General features: G+C 39.3%; 30 protein-coding genes and 2 pseudogenes. 12 read left to right on the top strand and 20 right to left on the bottom strand.

The window, feature by feature from the left end:
* Positions 1 to 4: 4 nt before the first annotated feature.
* Positions 5 to 1,033, bottom strand: a complete 1,029-nt coding sequence (gene holA / locus IQ10_RS11110; RefSeq protein ID WP_144450576.1) for a DNA polymerase III subunit delta — start codon at positions 1,031 to 1,033, stop codon at positions 5 to 7.
* A gap of 402 nt (positions 1,034 to 1,435) precedes the next feature.
* Here holA and IQ10_RS11105 point away from each other — a divergent pair, with 402 nt between their 5' ends.
* Positions 1,436 to 1,573, top strand: coding sequence for a YqzM family protein (locus IQ10_RS11105; protein ID WP_144450575.1), 138 nt, complete (start codon positions 1,436 to 1,438; stop codon positions 1,571 to 1,573).
* 147 nt (positions 1,574 to 1,720) lie between these two features.
* Here the strand turns inward: IQ10_RS11105 and IQ10_RS11100 are convergent, their stop codons facing one another.
* The 5 genes and pseudogenes from IQ10_RS11100 to IQ10_RS11080 form a co-directional block, all read right to left on the bottom strand.
* Positions 1,721 to 4,027 (bottom strand): DNA internalization-related competence protein ComEC/Rec2, encoded by a 2,307-nt coding sequence (locus tag IQ10_RS11100; protein WP_158640036.1) that lies wholly within the window; start codon positions 4,025 to 4,027, stop codon positions 1,721 to 1,723.
* 4 nt (positions 4,028 to 4,031) lie between these two features.
* Positions 4,032 to 4,610: a ComE operon protein 2 gene (locus tag IQ10_RS11095; RefSeq protein ID WP_144450573.1), complete on the bottom strand. Its 579-nt coding sequence runs from the start codon at positions 4,608 to 4,610 to the stop codon at positions 4,032 to 4,034.
* A 154-nt stretch (positions 4,611 to 4,764) separates the two neighbouring features.
* Positions 4,765 to 4,989: pseudogene (locus IQ10_RS11090) on the bottom strand (PLP-dependent transferase); the annotation flags it as partial.
* Positions 4,989 to 5,182, bottom strand: a pseudogene (locus tag IQ10_RS11085) (PLP-dependent transferase); the annotation flags it as partial. The pseudogenes IQ10_RS11090 and IQ10_RS11085, both read right to left, overlap by 1 nt.
* An 84-nt stretch (positions 5,183 to 5,266) precedes the next feature.
* Positions 5,267 to 5,878 (bottom strand): helix-hairpin-helix domain-containing protein, encoded by a 612-nt coding sequence (locus tag IQ10_RS11080; RefSeq protein ID WP_144450571.1) that lies wholly within the window; start codon positions 5,876 to 5,878, stop codon positions 5,267 to 5,269.
* A gap of 103 nt (positions 5,879 to 5,981) precedes the next feature.
* Between IQ10_RS11080 and IQ10_RS11075 the strand changes: the two genes are divergently transcribed.
* Positions 5,982 to 6,233, top strand: a complete 252-nt coding sequence (locus IQ10_RS11075; protein WP_144450570.1) for a DUF2533 family protein — start codon at positions 5,982 to 5,984, stop codon at positions 6,231 to 6,233.
* 117 nt (positions 6,234 to 6,350) lie between these two features.
* Positions 6,351 to 7,178, top strand: a complete 828-nt coding sequence (comER, locus tag IQ10_RS11070; RefSeq protein WP_144450569.1) for a late competence protein ComER — start codon at positions 6,351 to 6,353, stop codon at positions 7,176 to 7,178.
* Between the two features lie 47 nt (positions 7,179 to 7,225).
* Here the strand turns inward: comER and IQ10_RS11065 are convergent, their stop codons facing one another.
* From IQ10_RS11065 to IQ10_RS11025, 9 genes are read right to left on the bottom strand one after another with little or no spacing between them, the layout of a single operon-like run.
* Positions 7,226 to 7,984 carry a class I SAM-dependent DNA methyltransferase gene (locus IQ10_RS11065; protein WP_144450568.1) on the bottom strand — a complete coding sequence of 253 codons (759 nt, stop codon included), beginning with the start codon at positions 7,982 to 7,984 and terminating at the stop codon, positions 7,226 to 7,228.
* Positions 7,981 to 8,841 carry a CvfB family protein gene (locus tag IQ10_RS11060; protein WP_144450567.1) on the bottom strand — a complete coding sequence of 287 codons (861 nt, stop codon included), beginning with the start codon at positions 8,839 to 8,841 and terminating at the stop codon, positions 7,981 to 7,983. Before IQ10_RS11060 ends, IQ10_RS11065 begins: the two co-directional genes overlap by 4 nt.
* The gene (rsfS, locus tag IQ10_RS11055; protein ID WP_144450566.1) at positions 8,841 to 9,194 is read right to left on the bottom strand and encodes a ribosome silencing factor; all 354 of its coding nucleotides are present in this window, start codon (positions 9,192 to 9,194) and stop codon (positions 8,841 to 8,843) included. Before rsfS ends, IQ10_RS11060 begins: the two co-directional genes overlap by 1 nt.
* 4 nt (positions 9,195 to 9,198) lie before the next feature.
* A complete protein-coding gene (yqeK, locus tag IQ10_RS11050) occupies positions 9,199 to 9,771 on the bottom strand; it encodes a bis(5'-nucleosyl)-tetraphosphatase (symmetrical) YqeK (protein ID WP_144450565.1) in 573 nt (190 codons plus the stop codon).
* Positions 9,740 to 10,336, bottom strand: a complete 597-nt coding sequence (locus IQ10_RS11045) for a nicotinate-nucleotide adenylyltransferase (protein WP_144450564.1) — start codon at positions 10,334 to 10,336, stop codon at positions 9,740 to 9,742. The genes yqeK and IQ10_RS11045 overlap by 32 nt, the downstream gene beginning before the upstream one ends.
* A 24-nt stretch (positions 10,337 to 10,360) precedes the next feature.
* Positions 10,361 to 10,654: a ribosome assembly RNA-binding protein YhbY gene (gene yhbY / locus IQ10_RS11040; RefSeq protein ID WP_144450563.1), complete on the bottom strand. Its 294-nt coding sequence runs from the start codon at positions 10,652 to 10,654 to the stop codon at positions 10,361 to 10,363.
* The gene (aroE, locus tag IQ10_RS11035) at positions 10,648 to 11,493 is read right to left on the bottom strand and encodes a shikimate dehydrogenase (RefSeq protein ID WP_144450562.1); all 846 of its coding nucleotides are present in this window, start codon (positions 11,491 to 11,493) and stop codon (positions 10,648 to 10,650) included. Before aroE ends, yhbY begins: the two co-directional genes overlap by 7 nt.
* 42 nt (positions 11,494 to 11,535) lie before the next feature.
* Entirely contained in the window at positions 11,536 to 12,645 is a 1,110-nt protein-coding gene (gene yqeH, locus IQ10_RS11030; protein ID WP_144450561.1) for a ribosome biogenesis GTPase YqeH, read from the bottom strand.
* Between the two features lie 2 nt (positions 12,646 to 12,647).
* Entirely contained in the window at positions 12,648 to 13,163 is a 516-nt protein-coding gene (locus IQ10_RS11025; protein ID WP_144450560.1) for a YqeG family HAD IIIA-type phosphatase, read from the bottom strand.
* A 454-nt stretch (positions 13,164 to 13,617) separates the two neighbouring features.
* Between IQ10_RS11025 and IQ10_RS11020 the strand changes: the two genes are divergently transcribed.
* Positions 13,618 to 13,758 (top strand): sporulation histidine kinase inhibitor Sda, encoded by a 141-nt coding sequence (locus IQ10_RS11020; protein WP_144450559.1) that lies wholly within the window; start codon positions 13,618 to 13,620, stop codon positions 13,756 to 13,758.
* Between the two features lie 54 nt (positions 13,759 to 13,812).
* Here the strand turns inward: IQ10_RS11020 and IQ10_RS11015 are convergent, their stop codons facing one another.
* Positions 13,813 to 14,043, bottom strand: coding sequence for a hypothetical protein (locus tag IQ10_RS11015; RefSeq protein WP_144450558.1), 231 nt, complete (start codon positions 14,041 to 14,043; stop codon positions 13,813 to 13,815).
* Between the two features lie 348 nt (positions 14,044 to 14,391).
* Between IQ10_RS11015 and IQ10_RS11010 the strand changes: the two genes are divergently transcribed.
* The 8 genes from IQ10_RS11010 (at position 14,392) to IQ10_RS10975 (ending at position 20,698) form a co-directional block, all read left to right on the top strand.
* Positions 14,392 to 16,809 carry a Na+/H+ antiporter subunit A gene (locus IQ10_RS11010; RefSeq protein ID WP_144450557.1) on the top strand — a complete coding sequence of 806 codons (2,418 nt, stop codon included), beginning with the start codon at positions 14,392 to 14,394 and terminating at the stop codon, positions 16,807 to 16,809.
* Positions 16,806 to 17,240, top strand: coding sequence for a Na(+)/H(+) antiporter subunit B (locus IQ10_RS11005; protein ID WP_199757416.1), 435 nt, complete (start codon positions 16,806 to 16,808; stop codon positions 17,238 to 17,240). Before IQ10_RS11010 ends, IQ10_RS11005 begins: the two co-directional genes overlap by 4 nt.
* On the top strand, positions 17,240 to 17,578 hold the full coding sequence (locus tag IQ10_RS11000; RefSeq protein ID WP_144450556.1) for a Na(+)/H(+) antiporter subunit C: 339 nt from the start codon (positions 17,240 to 17,242) through the stop codon (positions 17,576 to 17,578). Before IQ10_RS11005 ends, IQ10_RS11000 begins: the two co-directional genes overlap by 1 nt.
* Positions 17,571 to 19,052, top strand: a complete 1,482-nt coding sequence (locus tag IQ10_RS10995; RefSeq protein ID WP_144450555.1) for a Na+/H+ antiporter subunit D — start codon at positions 17,571 to 17,573, stop codon at positions 19,050 to 19,052. Before IQ10_RS11000 ends, IQ10_RS10995 begins: the two co-directional genes overlap by 8 nt.
* A gap of 5 nt (positions 19,053 to 19,057) precedes the next feature.
* Positions 19,058 to 19,534, top strand: a complete 477-nt coding sequence (locus IQ10_RS10990) for a Na+/H+ antiporter subunit E (protein WP_144450554.1) — start codon at positions 19,058 to 19,060, stop codon at positions 19,532 to 19,534.
* Positions 19,534 to 19,809 carry a Na(+)/H(+) antiporter subunit F1 gene (locus tag IQ10_RS10985; protein ID WP_144450553.1) on the top strand — a complete coding sequence of 92 codons (276 nt, stop codon included), beginning with the start codon at positions 19,534 to 19,536 and terminating at the stop codon, positions 19,807 to 19,809. Before IQ10_RS10990 ends, IQ10_RS10985 begins: the two co-directional genes overlap by 1 nt.
* Entirely contained in the window at positions 19,796 to 20,152 is a 357-nt protein-coding gene (gene mnhG / locus IQ10_RS10980) for a monovalent cation/H(+) antiporter subunit G (RefSeq protein ID WP_144450552.1), read from the top strand. Before IQ10_RS10985 ends, mnhG begins: the two co-directional genes overlap by 14 nt.
* Positions 20,153 to 20,239: 87 nt before the next feature.
* Positions 20,240 to 20,698, top strand: a complete 459-nt coding sequence (locus IQ10_RS10975; protein ID WP_144450551.1) for a small multi-drug export protein — start codon at positions 20,240 to 20,242, stop codon at positions 20,696 to 20,698.
* Between the two features lie 52 nt (positions 20,699 to 20,750).
* Here the strand turns inward: IQ10_RS10975 and IQ10_RS10970 are convergent, their stop codons facing one another.
* From IQ10_RS10970 to IQ10_RS10955, 4 genes are all read right to left on the bottom strand, one after another.
* Complete coding sequence (locus tag IQ10_RS10970; protein WP_144450550.1) at positions 20,751 to 22,094, bottom strand: (Fe-S)-binding protein; 1,344 nt, start codon at positions 22,092 to 22,094, stop codon at positions 20,751 to 20,753.
* Positions 22,091 to 23,503 carry a glycolate oxidase subunit GlcD gene (gene glcD, locus IQ10_RS10965; protein ID WP_144450549.1) on the bottom strand — a complete coding sequence of 471 codons (1,413 nt, stop codon included), beginning with the start codon at positions 23,501 to 23,503 and terminating at the stop codon, positions 22,091 to 22,093. Before glcD ends, IQ10_RS10970 begins: the two co-directional genes overlap by 4 nt.
* Before the next feature lie 134 nt (positions 23,504 to 23,637).
* Positions 23,638 to 24,768 carry a CdaR family transcriptional regulator gene (locus tag IQ10_RS10960; RefSeq protein ID WP_144450548.1) on the bottom strand — a complete coding sequence of 377 codons (1,131 nt, stop codon included), beginning with the start codon at positions 24,766 to 24,768 and terminating at the stop codon, positions 23,638 to 23,640.
* Positions 24,769 to 24,796: 28 nt separating this feature from the next.
* Entirely contained in the window at positions 24,797 to 25,576 is a 780-nt protein-coding gene (locus IQ10_RS10955) for a phosphatidylserine decarboxylase (RefSeq protein WP_144450547.1), read from the bottom strand.
* Positions 25,577 to 25,707 lie beyond the last annotated feature (131 nt).

The raw sequence follows: 25,707 nt of genomic DNA, 5'->3' as shown, positions 1-25,707 counted from the left end.
TCTTTTACCCATTTCTTAGATTCGCTAATTTCATTAAAAGGAGTTCAACCGCAAGTACCTTATCCATCTTTCCCGTTTTAATCGCATAATCCGTATCCGCAGCTGATTCAAGTAATCCTAATAGCTGCTGATCATCGAAACGATTAACCTGCTGGCTTGCAAGCTTTACGACGTATGGATGGATTTTTAGTTGCGTGGCCATTTGCTTTTGCGAATACGAGCGCCGACTTAATTCCTTCACCTGATAATAGATCCTTAGTTGTCTCGCAATTAAAGCAAGTAATTTAAGCGGCTCTTCTTTTTGCTTTAATAAATCATGATAAATAACCAAAGCTTCATCAATTCGTTGTTTGATGGCAAAATCAATTAAAGCAAACACATCCTGCTCAAGCGATCTTGCAACGAGAAGATCAATGACTGCCGCATCCACCTCTCCATTTTCACCAACATACAAAGCTAACTTATCCATTTCAGATGCGAGCAACAATAATTGTGGACCTACCCGCTCTAATAACCGTTCTTTTCCATCCTTTGAAAAACTAAATCCCTTTGATGTTGCCTGCTCGTCTAACCATTGCCCTGTCATTTGTTCATCAAATGGCGCGCATTCAACAGCAGTCGCTTTCTGTTTTAATGCTTTCGTTATTTTTTTCCGTTCATCCAGTTTTTCATAAGGACTTAATAGTATAAGAACAGCGTCAGGAGAGGGCCGTTCAATATATTGCTCTAATCTACTTACATCATGCTCTACTTTCCCTTCCTGCTTTTGACTTGTCACAAGAGAAAAGTCTTTGATGATGACAATTTTTTCACCACCAAAAAAAGGGATCGTTTCTACTTCCTCAACTGCTATTTCAAGGGGTGTATCTTGCAAGCTATATGTAATGATATTGGCATCATCCTGAGATCCGACTGTATGTTTAATAATACTTTGAACTAAATCCTCCATTAAAAATGATTGCGTTCCATACATAAAATAAAGACGTCTGACATCGCCACGTTCAATTTCTTTTTTTACTTGTAAATATGACATTGGTTATTCATTCCTCATTTTCCTCGCATACTTATTTTCTAATCGGGAAATCTATGCGTTAGGTTTACCCTTCTAGCTTAGACAAAGACGTCGCATATGACAAGGAAAAATGAAAAGGGGATCTAGCCCGAAGATACCAGACCCCCATTTATGATAAACGCTAAGGAACGAGGTCCCGGGAATTCTCGTCCTAAGCGATAACCATGACCGCCTTGCAGTAATTATGATATCCTATGCGACGTCAAACTATAGGTGACAACTCTTAACAAACGAGCCAATGTAAAAAGAACTTCCTTACAATTTCTTGAACAAAGTATGTTTCATTTTCTAATGGGGCAGAATCGTTCTAGCTTTTTCCTAGCTCATCCCGTATACTAAAAGTTGAATAAGGAGGGGTGCCAGATGAATCATTTTGAAAAAGACGTTCAAAGTAAACGTAATGATGCCATCGATTCTGGTGTTGCCTTTGTCGTTTCTTTCGGTTTCTTTGCGACGCTTTTCATCATCGCTTCACTTGTTGATGTATTTAGCCAATTTTAAACCATATTTTAAAACGACAGGCTTGAACCAAAGCGTCCTTTGACGCCTCAAAGAAGTTGATTCACATGTCTTGTGTCGTACGGCTTTCCTGCTTTAGGACTTGCTGTCATGACTTTTCGTGAATCAACTTCTTTTTTGTGGCCTCCGTTAATTATCCACCGTCTCTACTTCAACCTGTCCATCTTTTAACAATAATCTTACTGCACCCTCATCACTTCTCCAGATTATGATGCCCCGTTCATGTAAACGCTCTACCACTTCAAGATGTGGATGACTAAAGCGATTATTTCGACCAACCGAGATAAAAGCTGCTTTTGGATCGAGCTGCTGTAAGAAGTCTTCACTTGTAGACGTATGACTCCCATGATGACCAACCTTAAGCACATCCACTTGTAAATTCGGATAAGTCGATATGATTCTCCTCTCTCCTTCTTCCTCTAAATCCCCCGTAAATAAAAACGATATGCCTCCTAATTCAGCGTACAATACAATCGACCTTGCATTTAAGTCCACCTCAGATCCTAACGGCGAAAGAACAACAAAGTGCGATGATCCTAAACTCCATTGAACACCTTCTTCTATAAATGTTAGCTGTGCACCTTGGTTGATAAGCTCCTCTAATATTTCACGCTCTCTTTCCCCTTCCACTGGACCCTTCCCATACAAAACCTCTTCAATCTGAATCGCTTTACTAAGCTTATACGCACCTCCAATATGGTCGATGTGCCCATGGGATAAAATAAGGCGATCAATTCGACTAATCCCACGTGACTTCAGCTCTGGGACAACGATACTTGCTCCAACGTCAAAGGGACGTCTTCTCTTGCGCCACTCTTCATCAAAAAAAGAAATCGTTCCACCAGTATCAATGAGATACACTCCTTTACGATACGGGAGTTCAAGGAGATAACTATCACCCTGTCCCACATCGATCATCGTTACTTTCGCACGCGAATCAAGATACGGGGCACCCATTTGACCGAGGATGAGAACGGAAAAAATAAGTATTGGCTTGATCCACCAATTTTTACGTCCATTTTCCCAGCATAGACAGCCGTAAGTAATTGCAACGTACATACATAAGACAAGAAAAGCAGGCGGTTTTCCTACAATAAACGATGACCACTTAAATTGAGCAAGATCAGTAAGCCATTTGTGAGCGTATGGCACAACGATTTCAAGAAAAAGTAACGGAATATTTAAAGAGGATGGAACAAATGAAGAAAGCAGAAAAGAAATGGCTGACAGAGGTAGAACACATAGAGTCACAAAAGGGATATAAATAAGATTTAGTGGGATGCTTATCCACGAAAATTCATACACATGCATGAGTAATAAGGGTGTGGATAACATTTGAGATAACATCGTGACAGCAAGGAGCTGTGCAGCAGGATGATGATAACGCTGCCCAATAAGCGAAGCCGATAATATAAGAGCGAATGAAATAAGGAACGAAAGCTGAAAACCAAGCTGAAAAAGGACAAAAGGGTTTATCAACAAATAAAACATATACACAAAAATCACACCAGCAAGTGGCGGTACTCGCATTCGAATTCGTAAACAGATAAGTACAACCATCGCCATAATGGAGGCCCTAATAACAGGTGGTGCTGCTCCAGCTATAATAATGTAAATCGGCAAAAACAAGATTAATACTTCCATCGTTCTTTCTCTAGTGATCCCTATCCGAATGAGTAAGTAAAAAATAGCAGCGACAATCATCCCAACATGCAAGCCAGAAACAGCTAGTAAATGGATTACACCAAGTCGTTGATAAGCTTCTAATACATCCCCTTCCATCATCATTCTTTCACCAAATAATAATGCAATCATGATTCCTGCAAGTTCGGGATCAATCGTTTTTTCTAAGTGAGCAATCTGCGTTTGTCTAAAGCGTTGCAACTGATAATAAACACCTGTTTCTGATTGTACACAGGCAATCCCAGTTGACTCCGTGCGAAGAATCCAATAAATCTGTTGCTCCTGTAAATAACGCTTGTAATCAAATTGAGCAAAGTTTGTTCGTAAAGAAGGCTCTTGGAGTGTTCCTATTATTTGACATCGATCACCAGGGGAGAGTTGTTTTAACATTTTTTGTTCGTCTTCGAAAGTAAGAAAGGCTTGTACATGGAGAATTTCAGAGGTTTGACCTTTTAAGCGCATAGACATCGAATCGCCATCAATCACTGGGATCGTTTGAATGGTCCCTATAATGGTTTGTTCACCTGCTTCATATACTGTTACTTGCTGATGAAGTGCATGAGTGCCGACAAAATAATACAAAAGAAAGATTATGCTAATCACAAGGAAGATTTTCCGAAAAAAAGTACGATGAAAGAAGCAAAAGAGGATAAACAATAGGAAGGCTACAGCGTAGGAGAAACTTGGTCCACGAATAGCTAAAATGAGGCCGAGGCTTGCAGCTGCAGGGATAAGGGGAAGAAAACGCTGCATCCCCTTAACCTTTAAAAAGACTTTGCTTAAATAATGTATTTGCTTGATCTCGCAGTGGACGAAGCTCTTCTTCATCAACCCCTGCTCGTTCTAGCTTATCAAGAAGCTCAGTCGTAAATGTCACTTTTTCAAGGTGCTGTCGATCTAAACTCATGTCATCAAGTTCGACTTGAACAGCTTGAACACCAGCCTCCTTAAACAATTCGATTGCATAAGGATGATTTTTATAGTCGCTTCCATAATAGACTTTCTTAATCCCCGCTTGGATAAGCGCCTTTGAGCAATGGACACAAGGAAAATGCGTCACATACACTTCTGCTCCTTCTGTTGGCACACCAAATTTTGCACATTGAAGCAACGCATTGACTTCAGCATGAATGGTTCGTATACAATGATTATCGACCACATAGCAACCATCGTCGATACAATGTGCACCTCCCGAGACTGAGCCATTATAGCCGCCAGCAATGATACGCTTGTCCCTTACAATCGTTGCCCCGACCATTAGTCGCGTACACGTGCTTCGCAGTGCCAGTAAATGACTTTGAGCCATAAAATACTGATCCCAAGAAATCCTTTCCATCCTTATTCTCCTTTCTCGTCATATCATTCCTCTAGTGTAGTGAAGAAAGCTAGTCAACGTCAAGAAAACTTTTTGCCAGAATGTTAGCTCTTTTCTTTAAAAAAGAAGAAAGTGCCTATCCTCAACCAAAAGGACAGACACTGATCATTATGATTTAGTCCTGACTCTTTTGCAAAGCATGCTCAAGATCAGCTAGTATATCTTGGATTCCTTCAATTCCGATTGAAAGGCGAATGAGTTCAGGTGTAACACCCGCTGCTCTTTGATCTTCTTCACTTAGCTGTTGATGTGTTGTACTTGCTGGGTGAATAACAAGTGACTTTGCATCTCCTACATTTGCTACATGCGAGAACATCTCGAGTACATCTATGAATTTCTTTGTGTTAGGTTCATAATTCTTGTATAGATGTTGCCAATTCCTTTAAACCAAAAAGATTGGCAGCATGTTCAGTATTTTCAAATCCATAAGATGTCGTCTGGTAAATCGGAACAGCACGAGATTGTGTTGCTGGATCTACCTCTTGACCACCGTGTACAGCAATTGTGTCAATTGACCATTTCTTCTCCGTCATTTCTCCTTCGCCTCCCACTTACTTTTGCCCTCAATTATACGCTTACATTCTATCAGAAAATTCTTTCTATTCCTATCAAATGTTTTATTGGATTATTACCATTTCGCGGAACTGCTCAAGCGATTTGGGTCCAATACCCGAAACGTTAAGGAGATCATCAACCTCTTTAAAGGGACCGTGTTCGTCACGATAAGCAATAATCGCTTGTGCTTTAGCTGGGCCAATACCTGGCAATTGTTCAAGTGCTTGTGCATCTGCAGAATTAATAGCAATCCTGCCATCACTATTCCCACCATCAGCAGTATTTATATTTGTTGTATGAACCTCCTCTCCTTCAATAGGAACATAGATCATCATCTCATCATGTAATAATTCTGCTAAATTTAATTGTTTCTGATCAGCTTCTTCGAGGAAACCTCCAGCCCTTTTAATCACTTCATGAACCCTGCTTCCTTGTGCCAATTCATACACACCTGGATGTTGTACAGCTCCTTTTATATCAACGACATAAAAAGCTGGCTCAACTATTTCTTCAACTTCTTCTGTTTCATTATCTTCAAGAAATGAATTTGACCAATCCACTTGTACTTCCTCCATTTCGGCGTTGCGAAAATGAAGAAACAAGACTAAACTGACTAATAGGACTATCCCAATTAGAAATACGACATGCTTACGTTCAGGGGTTTTTATATTCATTTTAATCACGTCCTCATTTTAAAATGACTTTGCTTTTGTTACCTTATAAACGAAGCAAATAGCCTACAAAATAGTGAGCGAAGGAAAAAGGAGAGAAATACATATGTCAGTACACCTACAAATAGCGGAGCAAGTGAAGAAACACCGTCACGCTCAAAAAGAATTTCTTGCATTAGATGCTGCGAGAGAGCGCGCAATCGAGGAGACGTTAAGTCAAGCAAAAGCAGGAAAACCAATACAAACAACAGAGATTAACCGTATTACTAATGAAATGAATCAAATCGCAATGACCTTTCAATTTCCACCAAGAAAAAATGTAACGGTTGAAATGATCAAAGAGTATCTAAAGAAGTAATTTTTACATTTAGATACATGTCCTTGCATCTAGGAGGTATATCCTCACTCCTTCCTTCATACGTTTAGTCATAACGGTGTTCGTCTGCATATAAAAGAGGAAAAGGAGGGAGCTAAGATGCAAATAGGGGTAATCGGTACAGGAAGTATGGGAACAGTTTTGCTTGAGGCTTTTATTGAATCGAAAGCAATTGATCAACATCAAGTTCTCGTTACCAACCGAACAATGACTAAAGCTGAAGCGTTAAAGGATCGTTTTCCAGCTATTGAAATAGCGAGTGATTCCGTCACTGTTGCTAAAAAGGCCGATATTATATTTCTAGGTGTTAAACCACTTCAAATGCCAACCATCCTAAGACAGCTTGCACCTGTCTGTCACCCTGATAAATTACTCATTTCGATCACAAGTCCCATTTCCGTTGAACAATTGGAAACGATGGTTGATTGTAAAGTAGCTCGAGCCATTCCAAGTATTTTAAATCGTGCCTTGACAGGTTCTTCGCTTATAAGTTTCGGAGAAAGATGTTCACAAAATGATCGTCAAAGAGTTACTGAATTAATGGCTACCATTTCTGAGCCGTTACTTATTGAGGAAAATATCACTCGCGTTTCTTCCGACATTGTCAGTTGTGGCCCAGCATTTTTTAGTTATTTAATGCAACAATTTATTGATGGAGCAGTCAGACAGACGAATATTTCTAAAGAAGATGCAACAACTTTAGCAACGGATATGATGATTGGGATGGGTAAATTGCTTGAACAAGGACATTATACTTTGCCTACATTACAGCAACGCGTTTGTGTACCTGGGGGTATTACAGGAGAAGGTATTAAAGTGCTAGAAGAAGAGGTTGGTCAGATGTTTGACCACTTATTCCAGCAAACACATGCAAAGTACGAAGAAGAAAAAGCTAAAATTGCCGATGCTTTTTCTAAAAGTCAATAGAAAAAGAAGGAGCAACTACTCCTTCTTTTTTAATTCTATTCATTTCATCAAAATCCTCTATTTTTTTTACGAGCGTAGAAAAAGATTCGTTCGCTCTCTTCTGTTGGAAGTGATGTAGTAAAATCAGCTGTTATCGTGACAATTTCAAAACCTGCCGCTATTAGCCATTCTTTGTATTGTTCAATAGGGAAAGTCCGCTGTTTATGTAACTCCTCAACTTTCACATAACGACCATCATCTTCATCGCGAACAAAAAAGGAAAGCTCATGCTCCACACTAGAAGGATAAACTCCCGCAAACGATGTCCATATGTAAGCAATCTCATCAGCATCTTCAGCAAACGTTTGTCCAATGAAACCTTCTTCTATTTTCTGTATTGAATGAACATCAAATAACAGCAGACCGCCGTCTTTAAGCCGTTGATAAATGCTGCTAAACGTGTCTTGCACTTCTTTTTCCGTCTCAAGATAATTCAGCGAATCACAGAATACAGTCACAATGTCAAATGAGTCGAGCCCTTCTAGCTGAGTCATTGATTGCTCAATTAATATAGGATGAAAACCTGCCTGTTCACATTTCTTACTAGCAACAGCTAACATCTCTGCCGATAAATCAACTCCTGTGACGTTAGCTCCCTCCTGATGCAAGCGCACCAAAAGTTCACCTGTTCCACAACCAATATCAAGGATCGATACACCTGTAAAATCAGCTTTCTCTGAACATGCTTTTACAAATTGAATCCACTGATCATAAGGTGCCTCTTCCATCAGCGAATCATACAGTTTAGCAAAAGCTTGATAATTCATTGTTTCTCCTTCAAATGCGTCCAGCCATCACGTTGTTCTATTTTCTTCTCTTTCATTAGCTTGCCTAATGCACGTTTAAAAGCTGCCTTACTCATTTGAAAGCGAGCAAAAATATCTTCTGGAGGCGTCTTATCCCAGTATGGCATTGACCCACCACGTTCTAATAGAAAGGCATAGATCCGCTCTGAATCCTCCTCCTGTTGTTCAGAACGCAGCGGCCTTGTCGTTACATTCATACGCCCGTCCTCTCTCACAAAAAGGACCCTAGCGCGGATATACTCCCCATAACGCGGCTCTTGTGTCATCTCATCATTGTGTAAGAAGGCAATATACCCCTCATCAGTTAAGATAAGGACACCTTCATCAAGAAAATGATACGCATAGCCTGCCACTTCTTTGTGCACCATGATAGAATCAGCTTTTTTAGCATCTTTTTCGATCGGCTCGCCTTTAACCAATTTTCCCATTAGACGACCTTTTTTATCCCATGTAAGCGAAAGTGGTAATCTATCACCTGGTTTTGGCCAAAGCTCCCGGTCATAAGGGAGCTCATCCATTGATAAAAATAAATCTCGAGAAATCCCGTTATGAAAGAAAACCCCGTGACCTGTTTTTACACTAACCGCTTCTAACCACGCGACTTCACCAACTTGCAATAGCGGCTTTTCCATTGTCGCTGCTAGTCGCCCTTGGTGATCATGGTAAAGGAACACCTCAACCTTATCACCAACTTCAAGTTTCCCACTAGTTTCGCGTTCATGGAGCAGAATATCCACCTTACCATCACTAATAAAATATCCAAAGTCCGCTTTCCTTACGACCTCGAGTGTGACGACATATCCAGGCTTTAATTCCATTAACCTAATACTCCTTCTAATTCAACAGTTGGAGCATCTCCCCATAGCTTCTCTAAGTTGTAATAAATTCGTTCGTCCTTATGGAAGACATGGACAACAACATCACCTAAGTCAATTAATACCCAACGAGCTTGATCAAAGCCCTCTAGACGTTTAATATCATAACCTTCTTCTTGTGCCACTTTTTTAATTTCATGAGCGATTGCTTGTACTTGCTTATCTGAATTCCCGTGACAAATCACGAAATAATCGGCAATAAGCGAAACCCCTTTCATATTTAGTGCGACAATATTCTCTGCTTTTTTATCATCCATTGCTTTTACTGCTAGCGATAAAATTGGTGTTTCAGTCATTTAATCACTTCTCCTTCTTTTGTTTAACTACTAATTCATTATATGTTGCGATTGTTTCTGGATAAACTAACTGTCTGCGTTTCATCAGAAAAGATACCGTATTGTCCAATGCTTGAATGACGGCTTCATCAAGGTTTGTTTCAGATAGTTTCCTTACCTCATCAACACCTTTAAACTGACGCCCTGGCTCAATATAATCAGCAAGAAAAATCACTTTTTCAAGCAATGTCATATTTGGTCTACCTGTCGTATGATAACGAATCGCATTAAGAACTTCTTCGTCTTTAATACCAACCTCATGCTCCACATAATATGCCCCACAAGGCGCATGTAATAGTTCATCACCATACCCTAAAATCGTTTTATCCTCTATTGAGCTTTCAACAAGGGCACACATCTCCTGCTTATCACGAAATTTCGCATAATCATGAAAAATTGCTGCAAGCTCAGCTTTTTTCTTATCTGCCTGAAAGCGTTCTGCTAATTCAATCGCTGTATTCATTACACCAACCGTATGCGTATACCTGTGCTCAGTAAGATGTGGTTTAACGATTTGTAATGCTTTTTTTTGATCCATACAACCCTCTCTCCTTCACCAATGCTTCCACTTCATCTGGCACCATATAGGTGATCGGCAAACCTTCCTTTACACGGTTACGGATCACAGTTGATGAATAGTCAACCTGCACCATTTCTAGTAAATATACTCGGTCCGAATAAGCGGATGATGCGTGAGAACCTGGCCGTTTTACCCCTACGAAAGTGACCAGCTCCATTAATTCATCTATTCTTTCCCATTTTGGCAAATAATCAATCATATCTCCACCGATTAAAAAGAAGAATTCATTTTCAGGATGCTCATCTTTCAGTCGTTTAACCGTATCGATCGTATAGGATGGTCCTTCTCGTTCTAATTCAACCGTTGAAACAAAAAACTGAGGATGACGCTTTGCACATACTCTCAGCATATCAACACGATGACGATTCGACACAAGCTCGTTACTTTCTTTATGAGGAGGGATATTGACGGGAATAAACCAAATTTCATCTAGATGAAGTGCTACTTGCACTTCTTGAGCAAAGAGCATATGTCCTAAATGCGGCGGGTTGAAGGTCCCGCCAAACAGACCGATTCTTTTCATATCCGCACCCCTCCAACTTTTCAATTATGACGGGAGAACAATTTCCTTGTTTTCTTTTGATTCCTTATAAAGGACAATAGTGTGCCCAATCACTTGAACAAGCTCTGCTTTCGTAGCGCGCACAAGTGCAGCTGCTACTTCATCCTTATCCTCATCACAATTTTGTAAAATACTCACTTTGATCAACTCTCGTGCTTCAAGAGCTTCAGCAATTTGTTTACTCATATTATCATTTACTCCACCTTTTCCCACTTGGAAAATAGGGTTTAAGTGATGTGCTTTTGAACGTAAAAATCTTTTTTGTTTTCCTGTTAACATGATGTTCCTCCTAATGTTTCAACAACTAATTCTTTCATTCTTTGACGGTTCGGCTTCATTCCAGTCCAGTGCTCAAAGGAAAGAGCTGCTTGATTGACAAACATGCCGACTCCGTTTAGCGTTCTTCCTCCACGTTGAGCCGCTTCTTTTAACAACTTTGTCTCGATCGGGTTATAAATGAGATCACTGACAATCGTACCAGGTGCAAGTTTTTTAAGAGACAGTGGCGACTCATCTGTATTTGGACTCATCCCAATTGAAGTCGTATTAATAATTACATCATATTCACCGAGTTTGCTTTCAGCATCATCACGACTTATCGCTTCTGCCTCTGTATTCAACGATTTCGCAATATCCAAAAGCGCGTTTGCTTTCTCTAATGTACGGTTTGTAATCGTAAGGCGGGCAACTCCGTGGCGAGCGAGAGCTGTCACAACACCTCGCGCCGCGCCCCCCGCACCAATCACGAGTATGTTTTTATCTGCTAATGGTTCCCCTAACTCTTCTAGCAATGATTCCACATAACCACGACCATCCGTATTATACCCAATCAATCGTCCACCTTGATTCACAATCGTATTGACCGCACCTATTTGCTTCGCTTCATCATCAATCTCATCTAAAAAATCCATTACAGCTATTTTATGTGGAACTGTTACATTACAACCAGCCAATTGTAATGCTCTAATTCCTTCTACAGCTGCCTTTACCTGTTCTGGCTTCACATCAAACGCATGATATCTAGCATCCATACCAGCTGATGAGAATGCATCATTGTGAATAAGTGGTGATTTTGAATGCCCGACTGGATGACCAAGCAAACCGAAAACCTTTGTCATCATGATCTCTCCTCTCTTCACTCCAAAAATGACTACTCTCTTTTATATAATTGATTCACGAATTGTTACATTAACCCCTTTAGGAGCATAACCTTCAATTTGAATATTCGTTCCGTTTACAGTCACCCATCCAAGACCCGAAAAAACAATATCCACCTTTCTATCTTTCACTTGAAATGTATGCTTTTCAAGTGGAGGTAGCTTGTCTTTCGTTTCAGGACCAGGTGGTGCTAGTAATTCTCCTAAATGGTCTTCATACAAGGCATCGGCTTTTTCAAGCTTCGTACGGTGTATATGAAGTTCATTCGAAAAATAACACGTGAATGAAGTACTGTCGCCTCGAGTAAAGTCAAAGCGAGCCAACCCACCAAAAAATAACGTTTGTCCTTCATTCAATTGAAAAACCTTTGCCTTAATTTCTTTCTTCGGTGTAATCACCTTTAACTCTTGCTTATCAACAAAGTGAGCCATTTGATGGTGATTAATAATCCCTGGGGTATCATATAACGCCTTTCCGTCATCCAGTGGAATATCAATCATATCAAGTGTTGTTCCTGGGAAATGAGAAGTTGTAATAAGCTGTTCCGTATCACCACCAAATGCTTTGATGATTTGATTAATAAATGTCGACTTCCCAACATTTGTACAGCCAACGATATAAACGTCCTTCCCGTGCCTAATTCGATCAATCTCTGCTGCGATCTCAACGACACCTTGTCCTTTTTCTGCACTCATTAACATCACATCAACAGGCTTCAAACCAAGCTCTTTAGCAGATTTTTTCATCCAATTAATAAGTCGATTCTTCTTCAAAGATTTCGGCAGCAAATCAACCTTATTACCAACTAATAGCACATCATTCTTCCCCACAAAACGATGCAGCCCAGGTAACCAGCTTCCAGTAAAATCGAAAATATCGACAACTTTTACGATGAGGGCATCCGTTTTCCCTAATCCATTTAAAATTTTCAAGAAATCATCATCCGTTAACGAGACATCTTGTACTTCATTATAATGCTTCAAACGAAAACATCTTTGACATATGACAACGTCACGTTCTAAGGAAGATGGCGGCGCATACCCTAATGCTTTTTTATCCTCTGTTTGAATGCTTACACCACAACCAGCACAAATCACTTGTCTTTCTTCCACGTTTAATCCTCCCAACCAATCATTCCGCGCTTTTTCATCCAACCAAGTACAATTCGTTCCATTCGTCGATTCAACTGCGTAGCTAATCCGTCCGAACTAGACACTGGCACAACTAAAATTGTATGAAGGCCCGCACGATTTCCACCAAGTACATCTGTAAAAATTTGATCTCCGATAACAACAACTTCATCCTTACGCAATCCCATTTCCATACAAGCTTGACGAAATGCTCTACGCTGAGGCTTTCTCGCCCCGTGAATGAAGACGACTTCTACAGGGTCAGCAAACGCCTTTACACGTTTACTCGTATTATTTGATACAATTGTCACCTTCATCCCGTAATCCTTTAGCTGCTTTAACCATTCACGCACTTCAGGAGTCGCCTCAGGACGATCCCACTCCACTAAAGTATTATCTAGGTCAGTAATAACACCTTTAATTCCTTTGTCTCTTAATTCACTGAGGTTAATATTGTAAATACTCTTCTCATATTGATTAGGAAGTAGATTATTAAACAACCCTCACACCTCTTTTTCTATCATTGTTTACACGTACATCTAACCAAACTTTAACTATACCCTTAGTTGAAAATTTTTTCAATTAATATTAAGAACAATCCAAATAAAAACCTTAAATCCGACAACATAAAAAAAGAATATTTCCCACAATAAAAAATCTTTCGACAAATTATTATGACAATCAACAGGTGTGGATAACATTATGCACCTGATTTTCACTTATACAATATATGTTTCAAGATTTAATTAACAGGGAATTAACAGTTTATCCACTGTCAATTGTGGATAAAACGAACAGTTGTTCTATTTTCCAAGTCATGGTAGGATTAATACAACAAAGATTATACCAATTCACTTTTCTATTTACATAAATCCAATACTATTACTTTTAAATGAAAAATGGACAAACTTACACGAAGGAGGTGAACCTGTCAAAATCATTTGACAGGATCTTATGCAAAATCTTTCAAATGAACTTCTTATTGAGACTTATTACAAAGCTATTGAGCTAAAGCTTAATCAAGATTTCATTGAGTTGATCCGCTTAGAAATCATCAATCGTTCACTTGCCGACAACATTAAATTATCTTCCTAGTTCAAAAAGCAGCTACCTGCAAAATTGCGGTAGCTGCTTTTTGTTGTTCTATACTTACTCAGAAAAATGCGAAAACCGATCAGAAATTCGAATATATTCTCTCGGTTGAAATGGTTCAGTATGTCGCAAGTTTCGATCCTCTAGACTTTGAATTTCATATAAGTCCGATTGATTCATTCCTTTTTCGTGAATCATACGCTTATTCCATTCATTTGCATACCATCCACCTGAAAATAAAAAGAGAAAAATACCAACTGTGACTATACCTTTCTGTTTATTATTCATCATATCACTCCTATTTATGATGAAGTTTCGCTTCAAATGTTTTTATTTAGCTTGTCGCATGATGTAACAAAATATACATGTATCTCTGCATTTTTTTATTTAGATTGAGTAAAAATTGCTCTTCACCAAAAAAAATATTCTTTATTTCGTCTTCTTTCTACTTATTTAATAAGAAGTAGAAATATAGGTGATCCTTAGAGTACGAAGGATGCATGTCTATTAAAATTAGGTTATAATTTGTATTAGTCTGAGAATTATTAGCTTTTCAAGTCCACATTCGAGGGAGAATTTGACAAGATAAGTTTTGTACATCACTCAGCGATAAGATTAGAGAAGGAGGTATGTCATTTGACGGTCCTACATTGGGCTACAATTTCACCATTTTTGTTAGCCATTTTGATTCCGTTTTTGTATAAGTACGCAAGAGCTATACATACAGGATGGTTTGTTTTAGTATTACCGCTTGTGTTGTTCATTTATTTCATTCAACAATTGCCAGTGACATCTAATGGTGATGTTATTTCTCATAGCGTCCCATGGGTACCATCACTTGGAATTCATTTTAATGTGTATTTAGATGGACTTAGTGTGTTATTTGCTCTTCTTATAACTGGTATTGGAACACTTGTTGTTCTTTATTCCATTTACTATTTATCTAAAACGAAAGAGAAGTTAAATAATTTCTACGTCTATTTGTTAATGTTCATGGGGGCAATGCTTGGTGTTGTCTTATCAGATAACCTCATTGTGCTTTATGTTTTTTGGGAATTAACAAGTCTTGCATCTTCTTTGTTAATTAGTTATTGGTACTATCGCAAACAATCTATTTACGGTGCACAAAAATCAATGTTGATTACTGTATTTGGTGGTTTTGCCATGCTTGGTGGTTTCTCATTGCTGTATGTCGTGACTGGTACATTTAGCATTCGTGAAATTATTGCTAATGTGGATTTGGTTACAGCAAGTAGTTTATTTTTACCAGCAATGCTTCTTATATTACTAGGAGCATTTACAAAATCAGCTCAATTTCCTTTCCATATTTGGTTACCAGATGCTATGGAAGCTCCAACTCCTGTTAGCGCTTACCTTCACTCAGCAACAATGGTTAAAGCAGGTATTTACCTTGTTGCTCGGTTGACTCCAGTCTTTGGTGGGGCAGCAGAGTGGTTCTGGCTTCTTTCTGGATTTGGTATCTTGACTCTCTGTTGGGGTTCAATTTCCGCCATTCGACAAAAGGACTTAAAAGCCATTCTGGCTTATTCTACGATTAGTCAGCTTGGGTTAATTATGTGTTTACTTGGCCTTGGTTCAGCTTCCCTTTATTACGGATCAGGAACAGATACAACTATGTATTCAATTGCCGTCCTTGCAGCTATCTTCCATCTGATTAATCATGCGACTTTTAAAGGAAGCCTATTTATGACTGCTGGGATTATTGATCATGAAACAGGTACTCGTGATATTCGTAAGCTTGGTGGCTTGATGACAATCATGCCAATTACTTTTACGATTTCCTTAATTGGACTAGCTTCGATGGCAGGATTACCTCCATTTAATGGCTTCTTGAGTAAAGAAATGTTTTTTACTGGTGTGTTAAATGCATCCACACTTGGGATTTTTAATATGCCAACATGGGGTATTCTTTTCCCAATCTTAGCTTGGGTCGCAAGTATTTTCACTTTTGCTTATTGTGCAATTATGTTTTTCAAAACATTTACCGGGAAATTCAAACCCGAGAATTATGATGTAAAAGTGCATGAAGCACCAATCGGGATGCTTATTAGTCCGATTATCCTTGGCTCACTTGTCATCATTTTCGGTTTATTCCCGAATCTACTTGCCTATTCGCTGATTAATCCAGCAATGACTGCCATTCTTCCAAGCCTATTGGAAGAGGGACAAACATTTGATGTTTATATATCTCACTGGCATGGTTTCAACTTAGAACTGTTAATGACAATCGGAGTCGTTCTTTTCGGAACACTAATCTATTTAATGATGAATAAATGGTCAAAGACAGCCTTCTATTTAAAAGAACGCGATCCATTAAACTGGTTTTATGATAACGGGCTTGATGGTGTCATCAAAGGATCACAAGTCGTTACACGTATGCAAATGACAGGGTTACTGCGTGACTACTTTGTCTACATGTGTGTCTTTATGATTCTTTTGCTTGGCTATACAATGTTCCGATATGATGCATTTGCTATTGATACGTCTAATGTCACACCTATTCCCATTTACATATGGATTTTGGCTATTTTACTTATAGCATCGACAATCACCATTCCATTTTTAAATAACCGAATTACGACAATCATTGTCGTTGGGGTCGTAGGTTTCCTACTAGCGCTATTCTTTGTTGTCTTCCGTGCACCAGACTTAGCGTTGACGCAGTTACTGGTGGAAACAGTATCAGTTGTTCTCTTCATGCTTGCGTTTTATCATTTACCTGAGTTACGCAAGGAATCTTTTAAACCACGTTTTAACATTGTTAATCTACTCATTTCGATTGGCGTCGGTGGTTTTGTCATTGCAATGGGCTTAAGTTCTCTTGCATTAGGGAACGATGCAAAGTTTGCATCCATTTCAGAGTACTACATTGAGAATTCTAAAGAGCTTGCTGGTGGATATAACATGGTTAACGTTATACTTGTAGATTTTCGAGGTCTTGATACTTTACTTGAAATTCTTGTTCTCGGAATCGCAGCACTTGGTGTCGTTGCACTGATCAAGCTCCGTTTCACAGGGAGGGAAGATGTGTGAAAAAAATCAAATCGAATGATGTGATGCTTCAAACTATGACACGCCTTCTCGCTTTCGTCATTCTCGCTTTCTCCGTCTATATATTCTTCGCCGGTCATAATAACCCAGGCGGAGGATTTATCGGAGGGTTAATGACAGCTAGTGCTTTTCTACTCATGTATTTAGTGTTTGATATGAAAAGTATGAAGAAAGTTATACCATTTAACTTCACTTCTATCATTGCAGTTGGCCTTTTGATCGCAATTGGAACAGGCGTTTCTACTATGCTACTCGGTTATCCTTTTCTTACTCATTTCTTTGAGTATATTCCAACTCCTTTTTTAGGAGAAGTTGGACTGACAACAACTTTACCATTTGACCTTGGTGTATACCTTGTTGTTGCTGGTATTGCGTTAACAATTATTCTAACGATTGCGGAGGATGATAAGTAATGGAAATATTAATGACCATCACTATTGGGGTCCTCTTCATGGTTGGGACTTACTTGCTTTTGTCTAAAAGCTTATTGCGAGTCATCCTGAGCCTTGTCATATTGTCACATGCCGTTCACTTGCTTCTTTTGACAATGGGAGGCCTTCAAAGAGGGACTGCACCACTGCTAAGCATAGGAGCTGAGGCCTATACAGATCCGCTGCCACAAGCTCTTATTCTAACAGCCATTGTTATTAGTTTCGGGGTCACATCTTTCTTACTCGTACTTGGATACCGCACATATAAAGTACATAAGACCGATGATTTAGACAAATTAAGGGGATCTGCTGATGAATAATTTAGTCATACTACCGGTCCTTATCCCACTTATTGTTGGATCGCTACTTATTCTGTTTGCCAAGAATCATACTCTCCAGCGTGTAATTAGCGGATTTACTGCTGTTGGGATGCTCTTAATCGCTTTCTATTTAGCAGGATATGTTTACCAAGAAGGAATTATTGTTCTTGAAATGGGGAACTGGACAGCTCCTTTCGGCATTGTTTTCGTTGCTGATATGTTTGCAACAATGATGGTGATATTAGCAAGTATCGTCGGAGTCGTTTGCTTATTCTTTGCTTTTCAAACGATTTCTCCTGAACGTGAGAAATTCTTTTTCTATCCGTTCTACTTCTTCTTACTAGCAGGAGTTAACGGGGCTTTTCTTACAGGCGATTTATTCAACTTGTTTGTATTCTTTGAAGTTATGCTGATTGCTTCTTATATTCTGATCGTTCATGGAGGTACGAAATATCAACTTCGTGAATCGTTTAAGTATGTTGTTATTAACGTCTTCGCTTCGATTCTCTTCTTGGCGGCAGTCGCTTATATTTACTCAGTAACTGGTACTTTAAATATGGCCCATCTTGCTGAGCGAGTAGGAGAGCTTGAACAGACAGGCGTGTTAAATGCTATTGCTATTCTCTTTTTGATCGTATTTGCGATGAAAGGCGGATTGTTCCCACTTTATTTCTGGCTTCCTCGTTCTTATTACGGTCCACCTGCTGCGGTTGCAGCCTTGTTCGGTGGCTTATTAACAAAAGTTGGAATTTATGCGATTATACGTACGTTTACGTTAATCTTTACACACGATCCTGACTTTACTCATACGATCATTCTCGTTTTAGCAGGTTTTACAATGTTATTTGGTGTTCTTGGAGCCGTTTCTCAGTTTGATTTCAAACGTATCCTTTCATACCATATTATTAGTCAGGTTGGATACATGGTTATGGGGCTCGGGATTTATACACAGCTTGCTATTGCAGGTGCAATCTATTACATTGCCCATCATATTATTGTTAAATCAGCCTTATTCCTTTTTGCTGGTGCAACCCAGCGAATAACAGGAACAACGGATTTAAAGCAAATGGGTGGTTTGCTTAAGACTCATCCATATTTAGCATGGCTGTTCTTTATTACAGCAATTTCTCTTGCGGGTATTCCACCTTTAAGTGGTTTCTTTAGTAAATTTCCAATTATTTTAGCTGGTTTTGAAGAAGGAAACTATATTATTGCAGCTGTTGCCCTCGCTGTAGGTCTCTTAACCCTATTCTCTATGTTGAAGATATTCATTTATGCATTCTGGGGTGAGCAAAAACATACAGCAGAACAGGCCAAAATTCCTGTTGGTAAATTGTTATTACCTATCGTGCCACTAGTGGCCTTAACGATTGTACTTGGCTTTGCTGCAGAACCTGTTTTCGTCTATTCATTACAAGTTGCAGAACAAATCCTAGATCCATCGATTTATATCGAATCTGTTCTTAAGGAGTAGTTGCTATGGCCTTTCAAATATTAATAAACATTGTCATTGCACTTATCTGGGTTTTCCTGCTAAACAGCTTTACTGGAGCTGACTTTGTCGTTGGCTATGTCATTGGTATATTAATTCTGTTTGTTCTACGTCGTTTCTTACAATTTGATTTCTATATGCGTCGTGTGTGGGCAATCATTAAGCTAATAGTGCTCTTTTTCAAAGAATTGATATTAGCAAACATTGATGTAATGAAAATTGTTCTTAGCCCTAAGCTGGATATTGAGCCTGGCATTATTGCCCTGCCAACAAATCTTAAATCTGATTGGGAATTAACATTGCTTGCATCTCTTATTACCTTGACTCCTGGTACACTGTCGATGGATTTCTCAGATGATAGTAAATACATTTATATTCACGCCATTAATGTACCTGATAAAGAAGAAATGATTCGCCAAATCCATAATACTTTTGAGCGTGCGATTATGGAGGTGACGAAATAATGTTCCAAACCATTTTAATTGTTGTTCTTGTCGTTATGGCTCTTTCATTATTCGTCTGCTTTATTCGTACAGTCATTGGACCAACTATGTCTGATCGAATTGTTGCACTTGATGCGTTTGGCATTAACTTAATTGGCTTTATCGGGCTCGTCATGATCTTGCAAGAAACACTTGCTTATTCAGAGGTATTGCTTGTCATAGCGATTCTCGGATTTATTGGAACGGTTGCCTTATCTAAATTTATTGAAAGGGGTGTTGTCTTTGACCGCGACTGAAATAGTCATTAGTTTCTTCGTTGTCGCTGGTGGCTTTTTAAGCTTACTTGCATCAATTGGGCTTATACGGTTACCTGATGTTTACGGGCGAACTCATGCTGCGAGTAAAAGTACGACACTCGGTGTCATGTTCATTATGATAGCAACGTTCCTCTTCTTCTTACTCGTTCAAGGAGAATTTGTTGGGAAAATCTTATTAACCATTGTTTTCGTTTTTATAACTGCGCCAGTAGCAGGATTAATGATCGGTCGTTCTGCTTACCGGACAGGTGTGCCCCTTTGGGAGAAAAGTAAGCAAGATGATCTAAAGAAAATGTATGCAAAGAAAACAAAACAAACGTAATCATCATCAGAGGGTGTCTCAAAAGGTTAAAGAACCAACCTTTAAGGCACCCTCTTCCATTCTTAACTAACAATAGGAGATGATAAAATGTCTACTTTATGGGAGTATATTCTCATCTTTTTAGCAGCTGCAACTCCGTGGCTAGAAGCAATCGTTGTCGTTCCTATTGGCATTATCCGTGGCTTAAATCCCTTTCTCGTCTCCTTAGTAGCCTTCGTTGGAAATCTATTAACGATTCTTCTCGTCGTCATATATTACGAGAAATTTGAAGCGTGGCGGGCGAAACGAAGAGCGAAAAAAGGAATTGAGACACAAGAACAAACTAAACGTCAACAACGGGCGAAACGCGTCTGGAATAAATACGGATTACCTGGGCTGTCAATTGGTGGGCCACTTATTCTTGGGACGCACTTAACTATCCTAATGGCACTTGCTCTTGGTGCAAGTAAAAAAGCTGCTACTTGGTGGGCGACAGTCAGTCTTGCTGCATGGATCATTCTTTTTGCTGTTGGTACGTTCTATGGATTTAATTGGTTTACAAATTAATCACGAGACTAAAAAGGGGAAGTGGCATGGTCTGCCTCTTCCCCTTTTATCCTTAATTATTTACAGCAACATCCTTTTCTCCTTCACGGACTGCCTCTGCTAATAAATCAACAATATGGACTGCTTGAACCGTATCTGATAATCCTTCACGCTCTACACCGACTTTCATCTGTAAAAGACAACCAGGATTAGCTGTGACAATCGTCGTCGCTTTCGTAGCCTGTGCATGCACCATTTTATGATCAAGAATTTGTGTCGACATTTCAGGCTGGAGAATATTATAGATACCAGCTGAACCACAGCACCTATCTGATTCCTTCATTTCCACATACGTGACTCCCTCAATCATTTGTAACAACACCCGAGGCGGCATTCCTGCATTCATCACGTTTCGTAAGTGACATGAATCTTGATAAGTTACAATTTGTTCAGGTAGTTTCATAGCTGGCAAACCAACTTCAAGTAAAATTTCAGAAATGTCCTTCACTTTGCGCGCGAAGTTTTTCGCACGCTCATGCCACTCAGGCTCATCCTTTAATAAATGATCATATTCAACAAGTAACGCTCCGCAACCGCCCGCATTTGAAATAATATAATCAACATTCTCTTCTTCAAATGCCACAATATTTTTCTTAGCAAGCTCGCGTGCCTTATTTTTCTCACCTGAATGAGCATGCAGTGCTCCGCAACAGTTTTGCGTTTGCGGAATCACAATCTCACATCCTGCTTTCTCAAGTAAAAACAAGGTTGAATCATTCGTCTTCATAAACATTGTATCCATTAAACAACCTGAGAAAAAGGCTACTCTCGCTTTTACTTCACCCTTTGGTTTAATATGATGTGGACGATTTTTCAGTTCTTTTGGCGAGGATATTTCTGGTAACACTTTCTCCATTGTCGCCATTTGACCAGGCATGACTTTCAAAATATTTGTTCCTCGAACGATTTTTTGCAGACCTGACTTTTGATAAAGCCACAGCATCTGATTCAATGAACGCATTCGTTTTTGATGAGGGAATAATCCGTCAAAGACTGCTCGGCGAATCACTTTTACTGGTAAACTATGCTTTTTATGCTCATTTAAAATATCTCGTGCTTCCTCTAATAAATGTCCATATTTGACGCCTGAAGGACAAGCAGGTTCACAAGCACGACAGCCTAGGCAAAGATTCAATTGTCTCTCAAAGTCCTCATCAGGGGTTTTCTTGCCATCCACAACAGCCTTCATAAGCGCGATACGGCCCCGTGGTGAGGCTGCTTCATTTTGATCTGTTTCACCGTATGTTGGACAAGACGGCAAGCAGAAGCCGCAACGCATACAGTTCATAAGCTCATCGTAGTCCATACGGTCTTTAAAATCTTGAATGGTTTTTTCCTGTTGCTTTGTCGCTGTCATTTCTGAACCACCACCCGTTTTTTCGTTTCTTTTGCAAAGATTTTACCTGGATTCATAATGTTGTTAGGATCAAAGGCAAATTTGAGTGTTTTCATCGCGTTGACGCCTTCTTCTCCAAGCTTCCAGGCTAAATATGGTGACTTCATTACTCCCACACCATGTTCTCCCGTAATCGTTCCGCCAAGTTCAATGGCTTTCGCAAATATATCGGCAAATGCTTGTTCAACTCGGTGCATTTCCTCTTCGTTTCGTGCATCCGTCATACAGGTTGGATGAAGGTTTCCATCGCCTGCGTGACCAAATGTACAGATTTCAACATTATGCTCCTTGGCAATCTTATTAATCTCTCGAACCATCTCAGCGACCTTTGAACGTGGAACAGTCGCATCCTCAAGGATTGTTGTAGGCTTCTTTCTAGCAAGAGCAGATAATGCTGAACGCCGAGCTGTTGTCAACGCAAGGCCTTCTTCAGGCGATTGGGCAACTTGAACAGATATCGCTTCTGATTCCTCACAAATTTTTACGATTTTTTCAATATCTCGATCTACTACCTCCATTGGCCCATCCTGCTCAATTAACAGCACGGCTCCTACATTGGTCGGCAATCCAATTTTGGCAAAATCCTCTACAACTTCAAGTGTGCCTTGATCTAAAAATTCCAAAGTTGCTGGGATAATTTTATTCGCAATGATCGCAGAAACGGCTTGTCCTGCTCCCTCTAAGCTATCAAATAAAGCAAGCATCGTTTTTTTTGTTTCAGGAATTGGAATAAGCTTCAGCATTGCTTCAGTAATAATGCCAAGCGTCCCTTCTGAACCAACCATTAAACGTGTAAAGTCGTAACCTGCAACGTCTTTGGCCAATTTGCCACCAGTGCGAATGACTTCACCATTTGGCAAAACAACCTCAAGTGCCATCACGTAATCACGGGTAACTCCATATTTGAGTCCCCTTAACCCACCTGAGTTCTCATTGATGTTTCCACCAATTGTTGATATTTTCATAGAGCTTGGATCTGGTGGATAAAATAGACCCTTTGCTTCTACAGCTTGAATGAGCTCTAGAGTAATAATACCTGGTTGAACAGTAACCGTTAAATTATCCTCATCAATTTCTAGAATTTGATTCATATAGGTAAATAAGAGCACAATTCCACCCTCAAGCGGACACGTCCCTGCACATAAATTCGTTCCAGACCCACGTGGCACGATTGGCACTTTGTATTCGTTGCAAATTTTCACAATTTCTTGTATCTCTTTTGTATTTCTTGGTTTGATCACTGCATCGGGCATTGCTTGGTAATTTGGCGTAGCGTCGTATGAATAGACAACTAAGTTTTCTTCAGAATCAAGAAGATTTTTTTCCCCAACAATGCTAATCAGCTTCTGTCGTACTTCCTCTGCTAACATAGTCTCACCCCTTGTGCGAAAGCCTTAATTTTCACACTTATTATTATATTTAAGTATAAATAAAAAAAACCACTTATACTATGTATAAAGATACAAAAGTTAAGCGGTTACAAAAATATTGATTGTATAATCATCTAATTGGAGTATTCCTTATAATACCATAATGCAACATATAGCGTTACCAACTCTTTTGTTTCTTTTAATTGATAACCTGAGAGCTCTTGAATCTTTTTTAAACGGTAATGAAGAGTATTGATATGGATATGAAGTGAGGCAGCTGTCTCTTTAATGGAGAGCTGGTTACTGAAATAGGCTTGCAAGGTCTCAATTAATTCTCGTTCACTACTAATAGCTCCAAGCACCTTTTCCACAATTTTCACACGTGTCTCGGGACTAACCTCCGCTAAAGCAATTTCAAGTGTCAGCTCATCATAAAAAACTAGCTTCTTTTCTGTGCCTCTTTCCGCTAAGGCCTGCTTTGCTTCTTTATAGGCAGCATATAGAAAAGACGCTTCCTCATGCATTCGACTACTACCAGCTCCAAAGGCAATACCATGCTTCTCCTCTACCTTTTTTGACAAACGATGTAGGTCTTGATATAACTTCTGCTCGCTATGCTGTTTAGCTGATAAAAGCAAGGCAAACCTTCCTGGCCCCCATCGTACGATAACATCTTTTCGTTCATTAGGAAAAACAGCTCGAATTGTATCTAGTACATCTAACTCTACCCCAGGCTCAATTAATTCATTTTCAGCTTGATCAAGTTGAGCCAAGACACAATAACGAGGTTCATTCATATCAATACCAAGAATTTCTCCACGCTCTTGAAAATCAAGCGTCACCGATTCACTATGCAACCATTCATAAACAAATGTCTCAATTCCACGCAGCTTTGAATCTAGTCTCTCAGCTGCATATGCTTCCTCAATAATAAGCTCTGTCATCCGTTGAATCAGTTCTCCATGACGGATCGTAGCGGGTTTGGAACCCGTAATTCCGATTACCCCAATCACCCGTTGTTGAAAACGAATCGGTAAATTCAAACCAATCTTAACTCCTTGAAGGCGTTTCACTTCCTCTGCAGTAATAAATAGCTTTCGTTCTGTCGTAATCACTTCCTTACCACCTTCATGAAAGTTACCAATACGACTTGAATCACTGCCAGCAATTATATAGCCATCACGATTAATAACGATTACTTCCTCATCGATCACCTTGGTCACTTCATTAACAATCCTTTGCGCCATTTGAGCCAGTATTCTCACTAGAGTCGACCTCTTTTCACAAAAATTACTACTCGTTACACACCCCAATTTTTTGACCCATTTTAATCTCCCCACTTTTAACCAAAGTGTCAATGGAGATAAGCCCGTCCTCAGCCACTAAGACTACCGTTGATCCAAATGAGAAATAACCAATTTCCTCACCTTTTTTCAAAGTATTAAAAGGATGAGTTAATTCAATCGTGTTAATATTCATCGCTCCAACCTTTACAATAACCATGTGCTCTCCCTTCACATTTAATTCCGTTACAACGCGATAATTACGAGATAACGGACGTTTTCCAAAACGAAGACCCCAATCATTTACAGGATATGACTGGCTGCCAAGTGTCCATTGCCTCTCTATCTCTCCATCAATTGGACTATGAATGCGATGATAATGACTAGGACTTAAGTATAAAATAATGTAAACTCCATTACGATATCGCTCAGCCGCTTCAGTAGATCCGAGCATTTCAGAAATGCTATACGTTTGTCCCTTAACTTTAAATAACGTATCACTCTCGAGCTTCCCTGCTTGGGCGATCACACCATCCACTGGACTAATTATACTATTTGGACTTTGGTCAATTGGTCTTGAGCCAGGCTTTAGGTGCCGAACAAATAAGTCATGTAAATGCTCATATTCTTTGATCGATCGTCCCATTTCCTTTTCGTTTAATCCAAATGTATTTGAAAACGAGCGCACAAATCGCTTGCTTAGCTTTGACCGTGAAAAAGCTTTTAATAACCTTGATGAAAATCGGTGATTCGTTAATTCAATACATGCTCTATAAAAAACAGTTCTCAATATTCATTCCCCACCTTACTTGAAACTATGATGTGATTCGACAGGTTTACCCTATAGTAAAATTTACTATTATATGGTATGATTATTCTTTATAAGATCTAAAAAATCCCTCGTCGTGTGTCTATGCACTA

The organism is Halalkalibacter nanhaiisediminis (assembly GCF_007830185.1).
Taxonomy (GTDB): domain Bacteria; phylum Bacillota; class Bacilli; order Bacillales; family Bacillaceae_D; genus Halalkalibacter; species Halalkalibacter nanhaiisediminis.
This window is presented reverse-complemented; position numbering and strand designations above follow the sequence as displayed.